The 21,373-nt window shown below is 60.5% G+C and carries 18 protein-coding genes; 6 read left to right on the plus strand and 12 right to left on the minus strand.

Features of this window, described 5'->3' with window-relative positions:
• Window positions 1-26 precede the first annotated feature (26 nt).
• A complete protein-coding gene (locus PSJE_RS18870; RefSeq protein ID WP_057712762.1) occupies window positions 27-947 on the minus strand; it encodes a LysR substrate-binding domain-containing protein in 921 nt (306 codons plus the stop codon).
• A gap of 158 nt (window positions 948-1,105) precedes the next feature.
• On the opposite strand from PSJE_RS18870, the gene PSJE_RS18875 reads away from it, so the two are divergent.
• A complete protein-coding gene (locus tag PSJE_RS18875) occupies window positions 1,106-2,503 on the plus strand; it encodes a NorM family multidrug efflux MATE transporter (RefSeq protein WP_057716538.1) in 1,398 nt (465 codons plus the stop codon).
• A 122-nt stretch (window positions 2,504-2,625) separates the two neighbouring features.
• Here PSJE_RS18875 and PSJE_RS18885 read toward each other — a convergent pair whose 3' ends face one another.
• The gene (locus tag PSJE_RS18885) at window positions 2,626-4,299 is read right to left on the minus strand and encodes a putative bifunctional diguanylate cyclase/phosphodiesterase (RefSeq protein WP_090452142.1); all 1,674 of its coding nucleotides are present in this window, start codon (window positions 4,297-4,299) and stop codon (window positions 2,626-2,628) included.
• Window positions 4,300-4,563: 264 nt separating this feature from the next.
• Here PSJE_RS18885 and rep point away from each other — a divergent pair, with 264 nt between their 5' ends.
• Both rep and PSJE_RS18895 read left to right on the plus strand, forming a co-directional pair.
• Window positions 4,564-6,573 (plus strand): DNA helicase Rep, encoded by a 2,010-nt coding sequence (gene rep, locus PSJE_RS18890; protein ID WP_007989511.1) that lies wholly within the window; start codon window positions 4,564-4,566, stop codon window positions 6,571-6,573.
• Window positions 6,574-6,631: 58 nt separating this feature from the next.
• Window positions 6,632-7,204: a xanthine phosphoribosyltransferase gene (locus PSJE_RS18895; RefSeq protein WP_057712760.1), complete on the plus strand. Its 573-nt coding sequence runs from the start codon at window positions 6,632-6,634 to the stop codon at window positions 7,202-7,204.
• A 136-nt stretch (window positions 7,205-7,340) separates the two neighbouring features.
• Here the strand turns inward: PSJE_RS18895 and PSJE_RS18900 are convergent, their stop codons facing one another.
• The 6 genes from PSJE_RS18900 to dadA form a co-directional block, all read right to left on the minus strand.
• Window positions 7,341-9,263 carry an acetyl-CoA hydrolase/transferase C-terminal domain-containing protein gene (locus tag PSJE_RS18900; protein ID WP_090452144.1) on the minus strand — a complete coding sequence of 641 codons (1,923 nt, stop codon included), beginning with the start codon at window positions 9,261-9,263 and terminating at the stop codon, window positions 7,341-7,343.
• A gap of 271 nt (window positions 9,264-9,534) precedes the next feature.
• The gene (locus PSJE_RS18905; RefSeq protein WP_090452146.1) at window positions 9,535-9,957 is read right to left on the minus strand and encodes a c-type cytochrome; all 423 of its coding nucleotides are present in this window, start codon (window positions 9,955-9,957) and stop codon (window positions 9,535-9,537) included.
• A 182-nt stretch (window positions 9,958-10,139) separates the two neighbouring features.
• Entirely contained in the window at window positions 10,140-10,688 is a 549-nt protein-coding gene (locus PSJE_RS18910) for a cupin domain-containing protein (protein WP_008023455.1), read from the minus strand.
• 127 nt (window positions 10,689-10,815) lie between these two features.
• A complete protein-coding gene (gene alr, locus PSJE_RS18915) occupies window positions 10,816-11,889 on the minus strand; it encodes an alanine racemase (protein WP_090452148.1) in 1,074 nt (357 codons plus the stop codon).
• 99 nt (window positions 11,890-11,988) lie between these two features.
• Window positions 11,989-12,342, minus strand: a complete 354-nt coding sequence (locus PSJE_RS18920; RefSeq protein ID WP_090452150.1) for a RidA family protein — start codon at window positions 12,340-12,342, stop codon at window positions 11,989-11,991.
• Window positions 12,314-13,618, minus strand: a complete 1,305-nt coding sequence (gene dadA, locus PSJE_RS18925) for a D-amino acid dehydrogenase (RefSeq protein ID WP_057716537.1) — start codon at window positions 13,616-13,618, stop codon at window positions 12,314-12,316. The genes PSJE_RS18920 and dadA overlap by 29 nt, the downstream gene beginning before the upstream one ends.
• Before the next feature lie 157 nt (window positions 13,619-13,775).
• Here dadA and PSJE_RS18930 point away from each other — a divergent pair, with 157 nt between their 5' ends.
• A complete protein-coding gene (locus PSJE_RS18930; protein WP_007975155.1) occupies window positions 13,776-14,264 on the plus strand; it encodes an Lrp/AsnC ligand binding domain-containing protein in 489 nt (162 codons plus the stop codon).
• 152 nt (window positions 14,265-14,416) lie between these two features.
• On the opposite strand, the gene PSJE_RS18935 is transcribed toward PSJE_RS18930, so the two are convergent.
• Window positions 14,417-14,770: a YkgJ family cysteine cluster protein gene (locus tag PSJE_RS18935; RefSeq protein ID WP_007975156.1), complete on the minus strand. Its 354-nt coding sequence runs from the start codon at window positions 14,768-14,770 to the stop codon at window positions 14,417-14,419.
• 147 nt (window positions 14,771-14,917) lie between these two features.
• On the opposite strand from PSJE_RS18935, the gene PSJE_RS18940 reads away from it, so the two are divergent.
• Window positions 14,918-16,225, plus strand: a complete 1,308-nt coding sequence (locus PSJE_RS18940) for an NAD(P)/FAD-dependent oxidoreductase (RefSeq protein WP_090452152.1) — start codon at window positions 14,918-14,920, stop codon at window positions 16,223-16,225.
• Window positions 16,226-16,368: 143 nt separating this feature from the next.
• Here PSJE_RS18940 and PSJE_RS18945 read toward each other — a convergent pair whose 3' ends face one another.
• Window positions 16,369-16,614, minus strand: a complete 246-nt coding sequence (locus PSJE_RS18945) for a DUF1127 domain-containing protein (protein WP_090452154.1) — start codon at window positions 16,612-16,614, stop codon at window positions 16,369-16,371.
• 179 nt (window positions 16,615-16,793) lie between these two features.
• On the opposite strand from PSJE_RS18945, the gene PSJE_RS18950 reads away from it, so the two are divergent.
• Window positions 16,794-18,227: an aminotransferase-like domain-containing protein gene (locus PSJE_RS18950; protein WP_090452156.1), complete on the plus strand. Its 1,434-nt coding sequence runs from the start codon at window positions 16,794-16,796 to the stop codon at window positions 18,225-18,227.
• Window positions 18,228-18,368: 141 nt separating this feature from the next.
• Here PSJE_RS18950 and PSJE_RS18955 read toward each other — a convergent pair whose 3' ends face one another.
• Window positions 18,369-19,511 carry an MFS transporter gene (locus tag PSJE_RS18955; protein ID WP_090452158.1) on the minus strand — a complete coding sequence of 381 codons (1,143 nt, stop codon included), beginning with the start codon at window positions 19,509-19,511 and terminating at the stop codon, window positions 18,369-18,371.
• A 185-nt stretch (window positions 19,512-19,696) separates the two neighbouring features.
• Window positions 19,697-21,190, minus strand: a complete 1,494-nt coding sequence (locus PSJE_RS18960) for an aldehyde dehydrogenase (protein ID WP_057712751.1) — start codon at window positions 21,188-21,190, stop codon at window positions 19,697-19,699.
• Window positions 21,191-21,373 lie beyond the last annotated feature (183 nt).

The following is a 21,373-nucleotide window of genomic DNA, read 5'->3' on the forward strand; positions in this document are numbered from 1 at the left end:
GACTGTTCCGACTTGCCCGCGATGATTCATCTCAAGTGCTCGACCGCCGGTAACTCCATGGCCCGAACCTCACCCAAAAGAAAATCGCTGAGGCGGCGCAAACGCTCGCCTCCGGGGCGGGTTTTCGGCCAGACCAGGAAATAATTCTCACCGCTGGCGACGGCTGTCGGCCACGGCAAACTCAGACGTCCCTGCGCGACATCCTCCGCGACCATCAGCAAATCGCCCATGGACACGCCGTAGCCACGGGCGGCTGCAATCATGCCCAGTTCCAGCGTGTCGAACACCTGACCTCCCTTGAGCGAGACCTGATCGGTCAGGCCCATGCGCTCCAGCCAGTTGCGCCAGTCACGGCGGTCCGGTGTCGGGTGCAGCAGCTCGGTACTGGCCAGGCGCGCGACGTCCCATGGTTGATCCTTCAGAAGATTCGGCGCGCCCACCGGAATCAGCTCTTCGGGGAACAGGAGAGTCGCCTCCCAGTCCGGTGGAAAATGCCCATTGCTGAGGATGACGGCGCAGTCGAACGGTTCGTCATTGAAATCCACTGAATCGACGTCCATCCACGCACTGGTCAATTGCACTTCGTTGCCCGGCTGCAGATGACGGAAGCGGCTGAGGCGCGCCAGCAACCAACGCATGGTCAGGGTCGACGGAGCTTTCATGCGCAGGATGTCGTCTTCGGCGCGCAAGGTATTGCAGGCCCGCTCCAGGGCGGTGAAGCCTTCGCGAATGCCCGGCAACAGCAAACGGGCCGACTCGGTCAGTTGCAGGTTGCGGCCACTGCGATGAAACAAGCGGCAGGCAAAATGCTCTTCGAGCGTACGAATATGCCGGCTGACCGCACTTTGGGTAATCGACAGCTCTTCGGCCGCGCGGGTAAACGAACTGTGCCGCGCCGCCGCTTCGAATGCGCGCAGGGCATACAAGGGAGGAAGACGACGGGACATTGGGAAAGCTCCTACTGCGGGGTTCGCCTACCCTAGCAGAAACTCTCCAGCATGAGTTTGAATCATGCCATCCATCCTTTTTATCCCTTTGTGAAAACCGTGCAGAGCGCCGAGAATCGGTGCTTTCCTGTTCCCTTTGATAATCGAGCGTGATGACCATGCAGCATCCAGCACGTACTGAACTCTGGGCCATCCTGCGGCTGGCGGGGCCGTTGATTGCCTCGCAGTTGGCGCACATGCTGATGGTCCTCACCGACACCCTGATGATGGCGCGCCTGAGTCCCGAGGCCCTGGCCGGTGGCGGGCTCGGTGCGGCGACCTATTCGTTCGTGTCGATTTTCTGCATCGGCGTGATTGCGGCGGTCGGCACCCTGGTGGCGATCCGTCAGGGTGCCGGCGATATTGTCGGGGCCACTCGACTGACCCAGGCCGGGTTGTGGCTGGCGTGGCTGATGGCGCTGGTCGCCGGTTTGCTGTTGTGGAACCTCAAACCGGTGCTGCTGCTGTTCGGCCAGACTGAAAGCAACGTCAACGCAGCCGGGCAGTTTTTGATCTTCCTGCCGTTCGCCCTGCCCGGCTACCTGAGCTTCATGGCCCTGCGCGGGTTCACCAGCGCCATTGGCCGTGCAACGCCAGTGATGGTCATCAGTGTTGGCGGTACGGTCGCCAACTTCCTGCTCAACTATGCGCTGATTACCGGCATGTTCGGCCTGCCGAAACTGGGGCTGACGGGCATCGGGCTGGTCACGGCGATTGTCGCCAACCTGATGGCACTTGCGCTGGCGTGGCACATTCGTCGGCATCCGGCTTATGAGGCCTATCCGCTGCGCCAGGGCCTGTCGCGGCTGAACCGCCAGTACCTGAAGGAGCTGTGGCGTCTGGGCCTGCCGATTGGCGGCACCTACGCGGTGGAAGTCGGGCTGTTTGCCTTCGCCGCGCTGTGCATGGGCACCATGGGCAGCACACAGCTGGGGGCTCATCAGATTGCCCTGCAAATCGTTTCGGTGGCGTTCATGGTCCCGGCGGGGATTTCTTATGCGATCACCATGCGCATCGGCCAGCACTACGGCGCCGGGCAATTGCTGGATGCGCGGCTGGCCGGGCGGGTCGGCATTGCCTTCGGGGCGGCGGCGATGCTGTGTTTCGCCATGGTCTTCTGGCTATTGCCAAACCAGTTGGTCGGCCTGTTCCTCGACCACAACGACCCGGCGTTTCGCGATGTCATCAACCTTGCCGTGAGCCTGTTGGCGGTGGCGGCATGGTTCGAACTGTTCGACGGCACGCAAACCATTGCCATGGGCTGTATCCGCGGACTCAAGGATGCCAAGACCACTTTCCTGGTCGGCCTGGGTTGCTATTGGCTGATTGGCGCACCGGCGGCGTGGTGGATGGCGTTCCACCTGGACTGGGGGCCAACGGGCGTCTGGTGGGGCCTGGCGCTGGGGCTGGCGTGTGCGGCGGTGAGCCTGACGCTGGGATTTGAGTGGAAGATGAAGCGGATGATCAAGCGCGACACGACGTCAGTGCAGCGTTTCGAGGTTGCTCAGCCTGACTGAGCCCCCTGTAGGAGCGAGCTCGCTCGCGATGGTCGTCAACGATAACGCTGGTTGGCAGGTGCCCCGCGGGGTTCTCAGGTTTATCGCGAGCAAGCTCGCTCCTACAGGGCTCTGTGGCAACCTCAGCCCACGATTTCCAGCATCGGCTGCTGATTGCTGCCAAACGTCAGATACTCCACCAGTTCGGCCAGCGGCAAAGGCCTGCTGATCAAATACCCCTGCACCTGATCGCATTCAAACCCACGCAGCAGATCCAGTTGCTCCGGCGTTTCCACGCCTTCTGCGACCACCTCGAGGTTGAGGTTGTGCGCCAGGTTGATCATCGCGTGGACCAGTTTGCGGTTTTCCTCACGCTGCTCCATGCCGCCGACAAAGCTCTTGTCGATCTTCAGCAAGGTGATCGGCAGGCTGTTGAGGTGCACGAACGACGAGAACCCGGTGCCGAAGTCGTCGAGGGAGAAGCGCACACCGAGGCGCCCAAGGGCGTCCATGGTCTGCTTGACCAGATCGCTGCGACGCATCACGGCGGTTTCGGTCAGCTCGAACTCCAGCCACTGCGCTTCGACGCCGCGCTCGGCAATCAGGCGACTGAGAGTCGAAAGCAACTGGCTGTCCTGGAACTGCCGGAATGACAGGTTGATCGCCATGTGCAACGGTGGCAATCCCAGCTCGAGCAGCGCCTGCATGTCGCGCAAGGCCCGGGAAATTACCCAGTAGCCCAGCGGCACGATCAGACCACTTTGCTCGGCCAGCGGCACGAATTCACTCGGTGGAAGCAAGCCGCGCTCGGCATGCCGCCAGCGCACCAAAGCTTCGAGGCCGACGATCTGCCCGTCTTCGAGGTTCAGCCGTGGCTGGTAATGCAGCTCCAGCTCATCGCGGCGCAGTGCCCGACGCAACTCGGTTTCGAGGTCGGCGATGCTGCGGGCATTGCGGTTGATGCGCTCGTTGAAAATGTGAAAAGTGCAGCCCTGGGTGCTTTTGGCCTGCTGCATGGCGATGTGCGCATGCCACATCAGCGGATCCGCACCGGCCTGGGCCCGGGCGTAGGCAATGCCCAGGCTGGAACCGATCAACAGGCTTTCGCCATCGACCCAATAAGGTTCGGCCAGTACTTCGCTGATGCGCTCGGCCATCCACTCGGCACGCTGGGGAGCACGACGGGTGTCGATCAGCAGAGCGAATTCATCACTGCCCAGGCGCGCCAGTTGATCGCCGGCCTCAAGCTGACTCTTGAGCCGCGCCACCACTTGCAGGATCAGGCGATCACCGGCCTGATGGCCGAGGGCGTCGTTGGCATAACGAAAGTTGTCGAGGTCGAGATGACCGAGGGCCAGGCCGCGACCGTCGTTTTCCGCCAGGCGCGCCGTCAGCAGAGTCTGGAAGCCCTGGCGGTTAGCGATGCCGGTCAGCGGATCTTGCTCGGCCAGACGTTGAAGGGTGTTTTCCAGAACGCCACGTTCGCGCACATGGCGTAGGCAACGGCGCAACATGCCGGGATCGAGATGATCACGCACCAGCCAGTCACTCACGCCGTCGGGCGGGATCAGCGGCTCATGGTCGAGCAACAACACCGTCGGCAGGCTGCAACGACCCGGCGCCGGCTGAAGTTGCGGGATGGTCAATAACACCGCGCTGCGGTTGTCATCGAACAGGCTGCTGACCGACTCCCAACTCGGCGCGCTGATGAGCACGGCCGAGCTCCCCATAGGAGCCAGACACTCGCGCAACAACGCTGCCCACGCTGGCTCTTCGGCCAGTAGCAGCAAACGCAAGGGTTCGACAGGCGTAGACAAGCTAGCTCCCTAGACTCTGCAAAGATGTAGGCGACGGGCATTATGCCGTTCCGATGACCAATGACAATGACATCGGTGAGCAAAACGAGACCTTTGTATCCGGAAATACGAACATTAGCCGCAAATTCGTTGCGCATCCTGCGTGAAAGTAACAAAACCGGCAATTACAGATAGCGTGGTACGTCACAAGTCGGACAGAGCAGCACAATTCGCTGAGCCTGTTAAAATGCCGGCCCATTTCGTGACTGACTCCTGAATTTACCTATGTCCCGACTCAATCCCCGGCAGCAAGAAGCCGTGAGCTACGTCGGCGGCCCTCTTTTGGTGCTCGCCGGTGCTGGCTCCGGCAAGACCAGCGTGATCACGCGCAAAATCGCGCACCTGATCCAGAACTGCGGCATCCGCGCCCAGTACATCGTCGCCATGACCTTTACCAACAAGGCCGCCCGCGAGATGAAGGAACGGGTCGGCACCCTGCTGCGCGCCGGCGAAGGTCGTGGCCTGACGGTCTGCACCTTCCACAACCTGGGCCTGAACATCATCCGCAAGGAACACGTGCGGCTGGGCTACAAACCGGGCTTCTCGATCTTCGACGAGACCGACGTCAAGGCCCTGATGACCGACATCATGCAGAAGGAATACTCGGGCGACGACGGCGTCGACGAGATCAAGAACATGATCGGCGCCTGGAAAAACGACCTGATCCTGCCGGCCCAGGCCCTGGAAAACGCGCGCAACCCCAAGGAACAGACCGCTGCCATCGTCTACACCCACTACCAGCGCACGCTCAAGGCGTTCAACGCGGTGGATTTCGACGACCTGATCCTGCTCCCGGTGAAGCTGTTCGAAGAACACGCCGACATCCTGGAAAAATGGCAGAACAAGGTGCGCTACCTGCTGGTGGACGAATACCAGGACACCAACGCCAGCCAATATTTGCTGGTGAAAATGCTCATCGGCAAACGCAACCAGTTCACCGTGGTGGGCGACGACGACCAGTCGATCTACGCCTGGCGCGGCGCACGTCCGGAAAACCTGATGCTGCTCAAGGACGACTACCCGTCCTTGAAAGTGGTGATGCTGGAGCAGAACTATCGCTCCACCAGCCGCATCCTGCGCTGCGCCAACGTACTGATCTCGAACAACCCCCACGAATTCGAAAAACAGTTGTGGAGTGAAATGGGCCACGGCGACGAGATCCGCGTGATCCGGTGCCGCAACGAGGACGCCGAAGCCGAGCGCGTGGCCATGGAAATCCTCAGCCTGCACTTGCGCACCGACCGCCCGTACAGCGATTTCGCGATCCTGTATCGCGGCAACTACCAGGCCAAGCTGATCGAGCTGAAGTTGCAGCACCACCAGGTGCCGTATCGCCTGTCCGGCGGCAACAGCTTTTTCGGACGTCAGGAAGTGAAAGACCTGATGGCCTACTTCCGCCTGATCGTGAACCCGGACGACGACAACGCCTTCCTGCGGGTGATCAACGTGCCGCGCCGCGAGATCGGCTCGACCACGCTGGAGAAGCTGGGCAACTACGCCACCGAACGCAAGATCTCGATGTACGCCGCCACCGACGAAATCGGCCTGGGCGAGCATCTCGACAGCCGCTTCACCGATCGCCTGTCGCGCTTCAAGCGCTTCATGGACAGGGTGCGCGAGCAGTGCGCCGGCGAAGACCCGATCTCGGCCCTGCGCAGCATGGTCATGGACATCGACTACGAGAACTGGCTGCGCACCAACAGCTCCAGCGACAAGGCCGCCGATTACCGCATGGGTAACGTCTGGTTCCTGATCGAGGCGCTGAAGAACACCCTGGAAAAAGACGAAGAAGGCGAGATGACCGTCGAGGACGCCATCGGCAAACTCGTCCTGCGCGACATGCTCGAGCGCCAGCAGGAAGAGGAAGACGGCGCCGAAGGCGTGCAGATGATGACTTTGCATGCGTCCAAGGGCCTGGAATTCCCCTACGTGTTCATCATGGGCATGGAGGAGGAAATCCTCCCGCACCGCTCAAGCATCGAAGCCGACACCATCGAAGAAGAACGTCGCCTGGCCTATGTGGGCATTACCCGTGCGCGCCAGACCCTGGCCTTCACCTTCGCCGCCAAGCGCAAGCAGTACGGCGAGATCATCGATTGCGCGCCGAGCCGCTTCCTCGATGAGTTGCCGCCGGACGACCTGGCCTGGGAAGGCAACGACGACACACCGACCGAAGTCAAAGCCGTGCGAGGCAACAACGCACTGGCGGATATACGCGCGATGTTAAAGCGCTAGAATTGACCACTTTTTTAAAAACCTTAGGGCGCACAAGGCGCCAACAGAGGACAGCTTCATGGAAGCCCTGCACAAGAAAATTCGCGAAGAAGGCATCGTGCTTTCCGACCAGGTCCTGAAAGTCGACGCCTTTCTGAACCACCAGATCGACCCGGCCCTGATGAAGCTGATCGGCGACGAATTCGCCACGCTGTTCAAGGATTCGGGCATCACCAAGATCGTCACCATCGAAGCCTCGGGCATCGCTCCGGCGATCATGACCGGTCTGAACCTGGGCGTGCCGGTGATCTTCGCCCGCAAGCACCAGTCCCTGACCCTGACCGAAAACCTGCTGTCGGCGACCGTGTACTCGTTCACCAAGCAGACCGAAAGCACCGTGGCCATCTCTCCGCGCCACCTGACCAGCAGCGACCGCGTGCTGATCATCGATGACTTCCTGGCCAACGGTAAGGCGTCCCAGGCACTGATTTCGATCATCAAGCAGGCCGGCGCCACCGTGGCAGGCCTGGGTATCGTGATCGAGAAATCGTTCCAGGGCGGCCGTGCGGAACTGGACTCGCAGGGTTATCGCGTAGAGTCCCTGGCGCGTGTGAAGTCGCTGGCCGGTGGTGTCGTGACCTTCATCGAATAAAGGCCACACTGCACATCCCCCTGTGGGAGCGAGCTTGCTCGCGATTGCATAGTGTCAGTCGACATCTTCGTTGACTGATACACCGCTATCGCGAGCAAGCTCGCTCCCACAGTTGTTTTTTTTTGGGGGGGGGCAGTTACTGCGCAGTCGCCTTGAGGCCCGTGAGCAACAGCCGCTGAAACAAATCTTCCTTGAGGCCTTCCGGATCGGTCAATTGCATCCGCTCCAGATGCTCTGGAAACAACGCAGGCTCCGGCGCATCCAATGCTGCCTTGCCCAACTCCAGCACCTCGCTCAGCTTGAACTTGCTCTTGAGCCAGTTCAGCGCCCGCAACACATCCCGCTCAACCTCGGTGAAATCACAACCCAGCGGATACTCTGGAAACAACTGCGGATGCCGCGCCTGAATCTCCTGCAAACGCTGCGGGCTGTTATCGGTAAAGAGCGGATCGAGACGGAAGTCCTTGGGCAGTTTGCCGACTTTCTGTGCCTGCGCGATCAGCCCCGACTGGAAACGTGAGTCGCTGATATTTAACAGTGCTTCAATCACCGCCGCATCGGTCTTGCCCCGCAGATCGGCAATGCCGTACTCGGTGACCACGATGTCCCGCAGATGCCGCGGAATCGTGCAGTGACCATACTCCCAGACGATGTTCGAGCTGATGTCACCTCCAGACTCACGCCAGCTGCGTAGCAGCAACACCGAACGCGCGTCTTGCAACGCATGCCCCTGCACCACGAAGTTGTATTGCCCGCCTACGCCGCTGAGCACACGTCCGTCTTCGAGCTGATCCGCCACCGCGGCACCGAGCAAGGTCACGGTGAACGCGGTGTTGATGAACCTCGCATCGAGACGTTGAAAGCGCTTGAGTTCTTCCTGGCCGTAGAGCTCGTTGATGTAGCTGATGCGGGTCATGTTGAATTCAAGCCGCTTGCTCTGCGGCAACTCACGCAAGCGTTCATAGAAGCTGCGCGGCCCGAGGAAGAATCCGCCATGCACCGAGATGCCATCGGCTTGCGCAGCCTCGTCGAGGGTGCCGGCATTCGCCTGCTGTTGGGTCGCCGCGTCCGGATAAACCTTACGCCGCACGATCCCGGCATCGGCCAGCACCAACAAGCCGTTGACGAACATTTCGCTGCAGCCATACAGGCCTTTGGCGAAGGGCTCGATGCCGCCTTCGCGCTCAATCAGTTGCGCCCAGTGGCTGAGGTTTACGTCTGCCAGCAAAGCCCTGTATCCGTCGTTGTCGGCTTGCCGCGCCAGCAGCGCCGCCGTCAGCGCATCACCCATGGAACCGATGCCGATCTGCAAGGTGCCGCCGTCACGCACCAGAGTGCTGGCGTGCAGGCCGATGAAATGGTCCTGAAAGCCCACCGGCATGTTTGGCGTGGAAAACAGCGTGGTGTTGTCCTTCTCATCGATCAGCAGGTCAAAGGTGTCGATGCCCAGTTCCGCATCGCCGGGCATGTAAGGCAGATCGTTGTGTACTTGGCCGACCATCAGGATGGTTTCTCCGGCGGCGCGGCGCTTGGCGATCATCGGCAATAGGTCGAGGGTGATGTCCGGGTTGCAGCTGAGGCTCAAGCGGTCGGGATGCTCGGCATGGCTGGCCACCAGTTGCGCCACCAGATTCAACCCGGCGGTGTTGATGTCCCGGGCCGCATGGCTGTAGTTGCTGCTGACGTAATCCTGTTGCGCCGTAGCACTGTTGAGCAGGCTGCCAGGCTGCATGAAGAACTGCTGGATGTGGATGTTGCCCGGTAAACCGTCGCGACGCAGGTCGGCGAGAAATTCCAGCTCCGGATAATCGCCGAACACCCGTTCGACAAAGGGTTCGAGAAATCGCTTTTGCAAACCATCGCCCAAGGGTGGGCGCCCCAGACACAACGCGGTGTAGATCGTCAGTCGTCGCTCGGGCGACTGTGCGATTCGTCGATACAGCGCGTTGACGAAGTGATTGGGTTTGCCCAACCCCAGAGGCAGGCCCATGTGGATATGCGTCGGCAACCGTGCCAAGACGTCATCGACCGCTTGCTCGATTGAACACAGCTGCACCATCAGGTCCTCCCTTACATTCCATGACGTGGGGTTAGACCGAGCTTGCCGGGGATTCGCTGCAATGAACAGCCCGTTAATGCCAATCGGCTGCCACAAAAACCTTGTAGGAGCGAGCTCGCTCGCGAAGAACCTGAGAACACCGCGGGGTGCCAGGTTTCCAGCGTTATCGTTGACGACCATCGCGAGCGAGCTCGTTCCTACAAGGGTCAGCGCGGAATTTCAGGCACAAAAAAACCGTCCTGGGACGGTTTTTTGCAAACGATGCGGCGCCTTATTTCAGGCCGGACATCTTCTGGATGGCGCTTTTGAGCTCGGCGTCTGCACAATCGGCGCAGGTGCCTTTTGGCGGCATCGCGTTGATGCCGGAGATCGCCTTGGCGAGCAAGCCGTCAACACCACCTTCTTTCTTGGCACGTTCGCCCCAAGCAGCGGCATCACCGATTTTCGGCGCACCCAACAGGCCTGAACCGTGGCAAGCGTTGCAATGTTTTGCAATCACTTCATCCGGGGTTTTCGCACCACCACCGCCGCCAGCGGAAGCGGCCACTTCCATGCCCTTGCACTCTTTACCCTGAACACAAACCTGGCCGACTGGCTCAAGGCGTTTGGCAATATCGTCGTTGGTCGCAGCCTGAGCGCTGACACTGACAGCCCATAGGGCCAATACGGTTGCTGGTGCAGCCAGCATTTTCATAATTAGGTTCACGCGTTCACCCTCAATGGTGGCTAGTCACGCCTACGGCCACGGTTCGCAGGCGGGCGCAAGTATAGCGGTAAGCCCGCCGCACTGAAACAACCCCAAAGTCGGAGGGGTCTTAGGCCGCGACGGAAAAACAGCCCGGGCACCTCTGCGATGCTGGCAGGACGCCTCTTTTCTTAGAAATTCGCTGGTGTGGCTGCGCTGATTAGTCGCGCCGGCACATCGAACGGATTACGGAAACGGTGTGGCTTGGTACTTTCAAAGTAGTAGCTATCGCCGGCTTCGAGGACAAAAGTTTCGAGACCGACCACCAGTTCCAGTTTTCCTTCGACCAGGATGCCGGTTTCCTCGCCCTCATGGGTGAGCATCTCGTCACCGGTGTCGGCGCCTGGCGGATAGATTTCATTGAGGAATGCGATGGCCCGGCTCGGGTGCGCCCGGCCGACCAGTTTCATGGTCACTGCGCCATCGGAAATGTCGATCAGCTCATTGGCCTTGTAGACGATCTGAGTCGGTTTTTCCTGCAGGATTTCTTCGGAAAAGAACTCGACCATGGACATGGGAATCCCGCCCAGCACTTTACGCAGCGAACTGATCGAAGGGCTCACGCTGTTCTTTTCGATCATCGAAATCGTGCTGTTGGTGACCCCCGCCCGTTTGGCGAGCTCACGCTGGGAAAGGCCTTTGAGCCTACGGATGGATTGCAGTCGTTCACCGACGTCCAAAGCTTGCGCCTCCAGGATTCAGATTGTTGGAATATTGAGCGTTATCATGGCGACAGCGTTCAGTATTTACAACACCTTGACCTGAATCCTGCTCAGCGAGGCGACTTCCGGTCTGGAGCCCTGCTCACTAAGCCCCGGAATAGAGCAGTGGCACTCGGCGCAAGTTGCAGAAGATCTGGTAAGGAATCGTGCCGGCAGCCATGGCCACATCACTGGCGAGGATGTTTTTGCCCCACAACTCGACGGTCGAACCGAGACCGGCCTGCGGCACATCGGTCAGGTCGATACAGAGCATGTCCATCGATACCCGGCCGATCAACTGGCTGCGCTGCCCGGCAACCAGCACTGGCGTGCCGGTCGGTGCCAGTCGTGGGTAGCCGTCGGCGTAACCCATGGCCACCACGCCAATGCGCATCGGTTTGGGGGTGATGAATTTGGCGCCGTAACCGACGGGCTCGCCGGCCGGCAACTCGCGCACACTGATCACCTTCGATTCCAGGGTCATGACCGGTTGCAGCCGCGATGCTACTTCGTTGGCCTCTTCGAACGGCGTGGCGCCATAGAGCATGATGCCTGGGCGCACCCAGTCACTCGGTATCTGCGGCCAACCGAGCACCGCCGGCGAGTTACGCAGGCTGACCTCGGCGGACAAGCCTTTGCGCGCCGCTTCAAATACCGCCACCTGCTCCGCGCTGGCCTGTTCGTGCAGTTCATCGGCACGCGCAAAGTGGCTCATCAGCACCACTTTCGCGACCTTGCCGCTGGCCAGCAGCCGTCGATAGGCCGCTTGATAATCCGTCGGGTGCAGCCCCACGCGATGCATGCCCGAATCGAGCTTCAGCCACACGGTGATCGGTTTGCTCAACGCTGCTTTCTCGATGGCTTCGAGCTGCCACAGCGAATGCACCACGCACCAGAAATCATGCTCGACGATCAGCGCCAGCTCGTCGGCTTCGAAAAAGCCTTCCAACAGCAGGACCGGCGCACGAATGCCCGCTGCCCGCAGCTCCAACGCCTCTTCGATGCAAGCCACGGCAAACCCGTCCGCCTCGGCTTCCAGCGCCTGGGCGCAACGCACCGCGCCATGGCCATAGGCATCGGCCTTGATCACCGCGAGGGCACGAGCCCCCGTGAGTTCACGGGCGATCCGGTAGTTGTGACGCAGGGCTTGAAGGTCGATCAGGGCACGGGCAGGACGCATGGCGGCAGACTTCTGGTCGGGTTATCGGGAAGAAAAACCGGCGCTGGCTGGTAGCGTGAACCGCCAACAGCGCCGGGAGAGGGATCTTTTCTGACAGGCTTATGGCAGAGCGGCGACAACCGACAACTCGACCAGGATTTCCGGTTCGCACAATTTCGATTCAACGGTGGCTCGGGCGGGAGCGACGCCTTTTGGCAGCCACTTGTCCCACACCGCGTTCATGCCTTCGAAATGCGCGTCGATGTCCTTCAGGTAAATCGTCACCGACAGCAGATTGTGCTTGTCGGTGCCGGCCAGATCGAGCAACCGCTCGATGTTGGCGAGAGTTTCACGGGTCTGCTGTTCAATCCCGGCGTTCATGTCGTCGCCCACCTGTCCGGCCAGGTAAACCGTGCCGTTATGGGTGACGATCTGACTCATGCGCTCATTGGTGAGCTGGCGCTGGACTGACATGCTTAGCAGACTCCTGGGTTTTGTTGCCATAACGGGAAATATCGAGGCCTTCGGCGCTGATCTGCGGCTTTCTCTTGGCCATCAGGTCAGCCAGCAAGCGACCGGAGCCACAGGCCATGGTCCAGCCGAGCGTGCCATGACCGGTGTTCAGGAACAGGTTCTTGAACGGTGTGGCGCCTACGATTGGCGTGCCATCTGGAGTGGTCGGGCGCAGGCCGGTCCAAAAGCTCGCTTCGGCCAGATTGCCGCCCTGAGGATAAAGGTCGTTGACGATCATCTCCAGGGTTTCGCGCCGGCGCGGATTCAGCGACAGGTCAAAACCGGCGATCTCCGCCATGCCGCCAACGCGGATGCGGTTGTCGAAACGGGTGATCGCGACCTTGTAGGTCTCGTCGAGAATGGTCGAAGTCGGGGCCATTGCCGGGTTGGTGATCGGCACGGTCAGGGAGTAGCCCTTGAGCGGGTACACCGGCGCCTTGATCCCTAGTGGTTTGAGCAGTTGCGGCGAGTAGCTGCCAAGCGCCAGGACGTAGCGGTCGGCGGTTTCCAGCTTGCCGTCGATCCAAACGCCGTTGATGCGGTCACCGGCGAAGTCGAGGCGCTGAATGTCCTGGCCGAAACGGAATTGCACACCGAGGTTCGCGGCCATCTCGGCGAGCTTGGTGGTGAACATCTGGCAGTCGCCGGTCTGGTCGTTCGGCAGGCGCAAGGCACCGGCGAGGATGTCAGTGACGCTGGCCAGCGCCGGCTCAACGCGGGCAATACCTTCGCGGTCGAGCAATTCGAACGGCACGCCGGACTCTTTCAGCACGGCGATGTCTTTCGCGGCGCCGTCCAGTTGAGCCTGGGTGCGGAACAGTTGAGTCGTACCAAGGCTACGGCCTTCGTAGGCAATGCCGGTTTCGGCACGCAGTTCATCGAGGCAGTCACGGCTGTACTCGGACAGACGGACCATACGCTCCTTGTTCACCGCGTAACGGCTGGCGGTGCAGTTGCGCAGCATCTGTGCCATCCACAGGTACTGGTCGATGTCGGCCGTGGCCTTGATCGCCAGTGGCGCGTGGCGCTGCAACAGCCACTTGATGGCCTTGAGCGGCACGCCCGGCGCGGCCCACGGCGAGGCATAACCCGGCGAGACCTGCCCGGCATTGGCGAAACTGGTCTCCATGGCAGCGGCCGGCTGCCGGTCCACAACCACCACTTCAAACCCGGCACGGGCCAGATAATAAGCACTGGTGGTACCGATGACGCCGCTACCCAAGACCATGACGCGCATTTTCATATCCCTCATCGCGGCTAACCGCTGACGTTTGTTATTCAGAGCTTCAGATGTGCGCAGTGTAAAAAAGATTTGCCAGTGCATTTCACTATATAAGCGCCTATATTTGGCGACAATTCTCGGCAAAAACCCTTTTCGCGGAGGCGCATCCCCTATGCGTACCAACACTCAGACCAAACGTGAGCTGGACAAGATCGACCGCAACATCCTGCGGATCCTGCAAGCGGACGGGCGGATTTCCTTTACCGAGCTTGGGGAAAAGGTCGGGCTCTCGACCACGCCCTGTACCGAGCGGGTCCGGCGTCTGGAGCGCGAAGGGATCATCATGGGCTACAACGCCAGGCTCAATCCGCAGCATCTGAAGGGGAGTCTGCTGGTGTTCGTCGAGATCAGCCTGGACTACAAGTCCGGCGATACTTTCGAAGAGTTCCGGCGTGCGGTGCTGAAGTTGCCCCATGTGCTGGAGTGCCACCTGGTGTCAGGGGATTTCGACTACCTGGTGAAGGCGCGGATTTCCGAGATGGCCTCGTACCGCAAATTGCTGGGCGACATCCTGCTCAAGCTGCCCCACGTGCGCGAGTCCAAGAGTTACATCGTGATGGAAGAGGTGAAAGAGAGCCTGACTCTGCCGATTCCGGATTGAAGATTTTCCGGTGTCTGTTCCGACCCCATCGCGAGCAAGCTCGCTCCCACAATGAACCGGTTTTGAACACAAAATTCAGGCAGACTCAAATACCTGTGGGAGCGAGCTTGCTCGCGATTGAGGCAACTCGGTCCACCTGAAGACCCGCTGTTTTAAACCAACACCTGCCGGGTACTGGCCATGTACTCGAACACCTGCTTCTCCACCCGCGGATGAATCAACTCCACTGGCCCCCGCCCATTGGGGCACGGCAAAGTCTTGGTGGTGCCGAACAACCGGCAGATCAGCGGCCGCTCGTCATACACCGTGCAACCATTGGGCCCCAGGTGCACACAGTTGAGTTCTTCCATGGCGGCATCCTGCTCGGCGCGAGTCTTGCGCGGCAGGCGTGACATTTCTTCCGGCGAGGTAGTCACCGGCCCGCAGCAGTCATGGCAGCCGGGAACACACTCGAACGAGGGAATCTGCTGTCGCAATGTGCGGATTGTCTGACTGTTGCAGCTCATTGAAGCGGTGACCAATAGCGGAATAGAGTGCGATTCTGACGCAAAAGCCCCGATCCAGACAGCAGCAGCCGACCAATGTTGCCCGTCCGGGAAGGTCCGGCTTATGCTCCGTCAAGTTTTCTAAACATCAACACCAGGATCACGCACATGAACCCTCGTGCTCAGCAGCCTGCTCCGGACCACATCGCCTCCTACTACGCCGCCAGCAGCCTGCCGCAGCCCGAACTTCCGGCGCTCAAAGGCGAAGTGCTGGCCGATGTCTGTGTGGTGGGCGGTGGGTTTTCGGGGTTGAACACGGCGCTTGAGCTGGCCGAACGCGGCCTCAGCGTAGTGTTGCTTGAAGCCCATCGAATCGGCTGGGGCGCCAGTGGACGCAATGGCGGGCAACTGATTCGCGGCGTCGGCCACGGCCTCGATCAGTTCACCAACATCATCGGTGTCGAAGGTGTTCGGCAAATGAAACTCATGGGCCTGGAAGCCGTGGAAATCGTCCGGCAACGGGTCGAGCACTTCCAGATCCCCTGCGACCTGACCTGGGGTTACTGCGACCTCGCCAACAAACCCCGTGATCTTGAAGGTTTCGCCGAGGATGCCGAAGAGCTGCGCAGCCTCGGTTATCGCTACGAGACCCGTTTGCTGCAAGCCAACGAGATGCACACCGTGGTCGGCTCTACGCGTTACGTCGGCGGCCTGATCGACATGGGCTCGGGGCACCTGCATCCACTGAACCTGGCCTTGGGCGAAGCATCCGCGGCACAACGACTGGGGGTCCAGTTATTCGAGCACTCGGCCGTGACCCGCATCGACTATGGCCCAGAGATTAAGGTCCATGCCGCCGAGGGCTCGGTGCGCGCCAAGACCCTGGTACTGGGTTGCAATGCTTACCTCAATGACCTCAACCCGGAACTCAGCGGCAAAGTCCTGCCCGCCGGCAGCTACATCATCGCCACCGAACCACTGAGCGAAGAACAGGCCCACGCCCTGCTGCCGCAGAACATGGCGGTCTGTGACCAGCGCGTGGCGCTGGACTACTACCGGCTCTCGGCGGACCGGCGCCTGCTGTTTGGCGGTGCCTGCCATTACTCCGGCCGCGACCCCAAAGACATCGCTGCGTACATGCGTCCGAAAATGCTGGAGGTCTTCCCGCAACTGAGTGCAGTGAAGATCGATTACCAATGGGGCGGCATGATCGGTATCGGCGCCAACCGCCTGCCGCAGATCGGGCGACTCAAGGACCAGCCGAATGTGTATTACGCCCAGGCCTATTCCGGTCATGGCGTGAACGCCACACACCTGGCCGGCAAGCTGTTGGCCGAAGCCATCAGCGGCCAGCACAGCGGCGGCTTCGATCTGTTTGCCAAGGTGCCGCACATCACATTCCCGGGTGGCAAGCATTTGCGTTCACCGTTGCTGGCATTGGGGATGTTGTGGCATCGGTTTAAAGAGTTGGTCTGAAGGTTTAGCTGGGCCTGTACCGACGCCATCGCGAGCAAGCTCGCTCCCACAGTGTTTGGCAGTGTTCACAAAATTTGTGTTCACCACCGTTCCTTGTGGGAGCGAGCTTGCTCGCGATGAGGCCCTGAAGAACACCGCAAAACTCAGATCCGCCAGAAAGGCTTCAGCCCCTCCTCCCGCGCCTGCTCCCGCGTCAGCCCGATGTCCTTGAGCTGGTCAGCCGTCAGGGCCAGCAACGCCTTGCGCGTGTGCAGGCGACGCCAGAACCGGTCCCAGCGATTCAGGCCGGACGACGCATTGCCCATGCCCCCCTCCCGCGTGCCGTTGTTCTGCCCGGTCGCCAGCTCCTGACTGTGTAACGTCAGCCGCACATCGCTCAAACCGTTCATCTTGGATGCTCCTGTTTACTTGGGTAGCCAGAGGTTCCATGATGCGTGGGCGCGCAAGAGCATTACAGATTCAAAACAACTGTATTAACTCCATACAGTTTTGCCGATTCCGCCACTGAATCCCGATTTTTCGCCCGATCTGTACTGGTTAACCGAATCACCCTTATCGAGGCTGCACCATGACCCTTTACGTCAACCTCGCCGAATTGCTCGGCACACGTATCGAACAGGGCTTCTATCGCCCCGGTGACCGGCTGCCTTCGGTTCGGGCGCTGAGCGTCGAGCACGGCGTCAGCCTGAGCACAGTGCAGCAGGCCTATCGGGTGCTGGAGGACAGCGGGCTGGCCATGCCTCGGCCCAAGTCCGGGTACTTCGTCCCGGCCAGCCGCGAACTGCCGGATTTGCCGGCAGTCGGCCGCCCGGCCCAACGACCGGTGGACATTTCCCAATGGGATCAAGTGCTGGAGTTGATTCGCGCCGTTCCACGCAAAGACGTGGTGCAACTGGGTCGCGGCATGCCGGACATCACCAGTGCGACCATGAAACCGCTGCTGCGTGACCTGGCGCGAATCAGCCGTCGGCAGGACATGCCCGGCCTGTATTACGACAACATCCACGGCAACCTTGAACTGCGCGAACAGATCGCTCGCCTGATGCTCGATTCCGGCTGCCAGTTGAGTGCCAGCGAACTGGTGGTGACCACTGGATGCCATGAAGCGCTGTCCACCAGTATTCGCGCGACCTGCGAGCCCGGCGACATTGTCGCGGTGGACTCGCCGAGCTTTCACGGCGCGATGCAGACCCTCAAGGGCCTGGGCATGAAGGCCCTGGAAATCCCCACCGACCCACTGACCGGCATCAGCCTCGAAGCGCTGGAACTGGCCCTGGAACAGTGGCCGATCAAGGTCATACAGTTGACCCCCAACTGCAACAACCCGTTGGGCTACATCATGCCGGAGTCGCGCAAACGCGCGTTGTTGACGCTTGCGCAGCGCTATGACGTGGCGATCATCGAGGACGATGTGTATGGCGAGCTCGCCTACACCTACCCGCGTCCGCGCACGATCAAGTCCTTCGACGAGGACGGTCGCGTCCTGTTGTGCAGTTCGTTTTCCAAGACCCTGGCACCCGGCCTGCGCATCGGCTGGGTCGCGCCCGGTCGCTATCTGGAACGGGTACTGCACATGAAATACATCAGCACCGGATCCACCGCGCCACAACCGCAGATCGCCATTGCCGAATTTCTTAAAGGTGGCCACTTCGAACCGCATTTGCGGCGGATGCGTACGCAGTACCAGCGCAATCGCGACATGATGATTGATTGGGTGACCCGCTACTTCCCGGCCGGCACCCGCGCCAGTCGCCCACAGGGCAGCTTCATGCTGTGGGTCGAACTACCGGAAGGTTTCGACACCCTGAAACTGAATCGTGCATTGCACGACCAAGGCGTACAGATTGCCGTGGGCAGTATTTTTTCCGCCTCGGGCAAGTACCGCAATTGCCTGCGCATGAACTACGCTGCCAAGCCAACACCGCAGATCGAAGACGCAGTACGCAAGGTCGGTACGACAGCGATCAGACTGCTGGCGGAAAACGATCAGCTCAGCGACTGACCTTTCTTCGGGAATCAGCGTACATATGCCTATCTGCGCCGCCAAACGGAGTTGGTGGCGGCGCTTCAATGCCTGGCTGAGCAATTCGGTTGGCTGGGGACGATGTTGTAAGACTCGACCGCCACAGTCCTGCGATGCTCATCAGGCTGGCTGAGCGGTGCCAAACGCCCCTTGCCGCGACACCACAATCAGCACGCCCAAGGCCCCCACTGCCATCAGCAACGGCAACGCATGGCCGTTGATCCACTGGCTGCCGGCACCCGCCAGCAGCGGCCCGACCAAGCAACCAATCCCCCACAGCTGTGCAATATGCGCGTTGGCCCGCACCAGTGCATCGTCGCGATAACGCTCGCCGATCAGGATCAGTGACAAGGTGAACAAGCCACCGGCACTGGCGCCAAACAAGACCCACAGCGGCCAGATCAGCAGCGTGTCGATCAGCATCGGAATCGCCAGGCTCGACACCAGCAAGACGACTGCGCAGCCGGTAAACAACGCCCGCCGCGACAAACGATCGGCCAACGCACCAATCGGCAATTGCAGCACCGCATCGCCGACGACCACCGTACTGACCATCGCCAGAGCGATCTCCGTGGTGAAGCCCTGGCGCAGGCAGTAGACCGGCAACAGCGTCAAAATCATCGCCTCGAACGCGGCGAACAGCGACACCGCCCAGGCAATCGCCGGCAGGCCACGACAAAACTCAAGCAAATCACGCAGGGTCACGCTGCTGGCTTCACTGCTCGGCGCGCCACTGCGGCCCAGCAACAGGAACGGAGCCCCCATCAGCAAACCGACGCCCACCCAAAAGCCATAGTCATGCTCGGTACCGAGGAAGCCCAACAACACCGGCCCCGCCAACTGACTCAATGCGTAGCTGCTGCCATACAGCGCCACCAGCCGCCCGCGCCATTGCTCGACCACCAGTTGATTGATCCAGCTTTCACCGATGATGAATACAAGGGTCAGGATCACCCCGATCATCAGCCGCAGCACCAACCAGATCGGATAGCTCGGCAACAGCGCCAGCAAACCGATCGAAATCGCCCCGGCCCACAGGCACAGGCGCATCAGATTGGCCGTGCCGAATCGCGCCGCCAGATGGCTGGAGATTTTCGCCCCCAGCAGGACGCCGATGGCTGGCATCGCGGCCATCACGCCAATGGCAAACGAGCCGTAGCCCCAGCTTTCCAGACGAAACGACACCAGCGGCATGCTGACACCCAAGGCCAGGCCGACACTCAGGACAGATGCCAAAACGGCGAAATAAGTCGCCCAACGCATGTTCCACGCTCCTGTGGATATTTTTATGTACAACACAAAACATTGTGGGAGCGAGCTGCTCGCGATGACGGAGCAACATTCAACATTGAAGTCGACTGTTACACCACTATCGCGAGCAAGCTCGCTCCCACAAGGGATCTGTGTCGTTCGGGAGGCCTGCTCTACAACAGACCTCCCTTAACGGCTTACAACTTGATCCAGGTCGCCTTCAGCTCGGTGTATTTGTCGAACGCGTGCAGGGATTTGTCGCGACCGTTGCCGGACTGCTTGAAGCCACCGAACGGAGCGGTCATGTCGCCGCCATCGTACTGGTTGACCCACACGCTACCGGCACGCAGTGCGCGGGCGGTGAGGTGGGCCTTGGAAATGTCGGCCGTCCAGACCGCAGCGGCCAGGCCGTACGGTGTGTCGTTGGCAATCGCGATGGCTTCTTCGGCGCTGTCGAATTCGATGACCGACAGTACCGGGCCGAAGATTTCTTCCTGGGCGATTTTCATCGCATTGCTCACACCATCGAAAATCGTCGGCTCAACGTAAGTGCCGCCAGTTTCCTGGAGCGTACGCTTGCCACCGGCCACCAACCTGGCGCCGTCGGCATGACCGGACTCGATGTAGGACAGTACGGTGTTCATCTGCTGGGTATCGACCAGCGCGCCAACATTGGTCGCCGGATCCAGCGGATTGCCCGGCTTCCAGGCCTTCAGCGCCTCGATCACCAGCGGCAGGAATTTGTCCTTGATCGAACGCTCCACCAGCAGGCGCGAACCGGCGGTGCAGACTTCGCCCTGGTTGAAGGCGATGGCGCCAGCAGCGGCTTCGGCAGCATCCTGCAGGTTCGGCGCATCGGCGAACACGATATTCGGGCTCTTGCCGCCGGCTTCGAGCCAGACGCGCTTCATGTTCGACTCGCCGGAGTAGATCAGCAATTGCTTGGCGATTTTGGTCGAGCCGGTGAATACCAGGGTGTCGACGTCGTTGTGCAGGGCCAAGGCCTTGCCGACGGTGTGACCGTAACCCGGCAGCACGTTCAGCACGCCTTTCGGGATGCCGGCTTCGACAGCCAGTTCAGCGATGCGAATGGCGGTCAGCGGGGATTTTTCGGACGGCTTGAGGATCACCGAGTTACCGGTGGACAGCGCAGGACCGAGTTTCCAGCACGCCATCATCAGCGGGAAGTTCCACGGCACGATGGCGCCCACAACACCCACCGGCTCACGGGTCACAAGACCCAACTGATCGTGCGGAGTGGCTGCCACTTCGTCGTAGATCTTGTCGATGGCTTCGCCGCTCCAGCTCAAGGCTTGTGCCGCGCCGGGAACGTCGATGTACAGGGAATCGCTGATCGGCTTGCCCATGTCCAGGGTTTCAAGCAGGGCCAGCTCTTCGGCGTGCTGTTTCAGCAGGCCGGCAAAACGGATCATGGTGGACTTGCGTTTGGTCGGCGCCAGACGCGACCAGACACCGGAATTGAACGTGGCGCGAGCGTTTTCCACGGCGCGCTGGGCATCGGCGGCGTCACAACTGGCAATCTTGCCGAGCAGACGGCCATCGACCGGGCTGATGCACTCGAATGTCTCGCCGGAAACGGCGTCGGTGTATTCGCCATTGATATAGGCGCGGCCTTCGATTTTCAGGTCGCGGGCACGTTGTTCCCAGTCGGCACGGGTCAGGGTGGTCATGCGAGTGTCCTCCTCTTATTGATACGACACCCGCGTTCTTCGCGGGCGCTGTCAGGAATTCTGCCCGGCCAGCCTGCTTTTCGGCCCAAGGCATCCACCACCCTAAACCAGCGGCAGGTGAAGTTTCAATATATTTGACATAACACCGGCAAACGGCCTTGCGATGTTCATTTTAATAAACAT

It is taken from the genome of Pseudomonas jessenii, assembly GCF_002236115.1.
Taxonomy (GTDB): domain Bacteria; phylum Pseudomonadota; class Gammaproteobacteria; order Pseudomonadales; family Pseudomonadaceae; genus Aquipseudomonas; species Aquipseudomonas jessenii.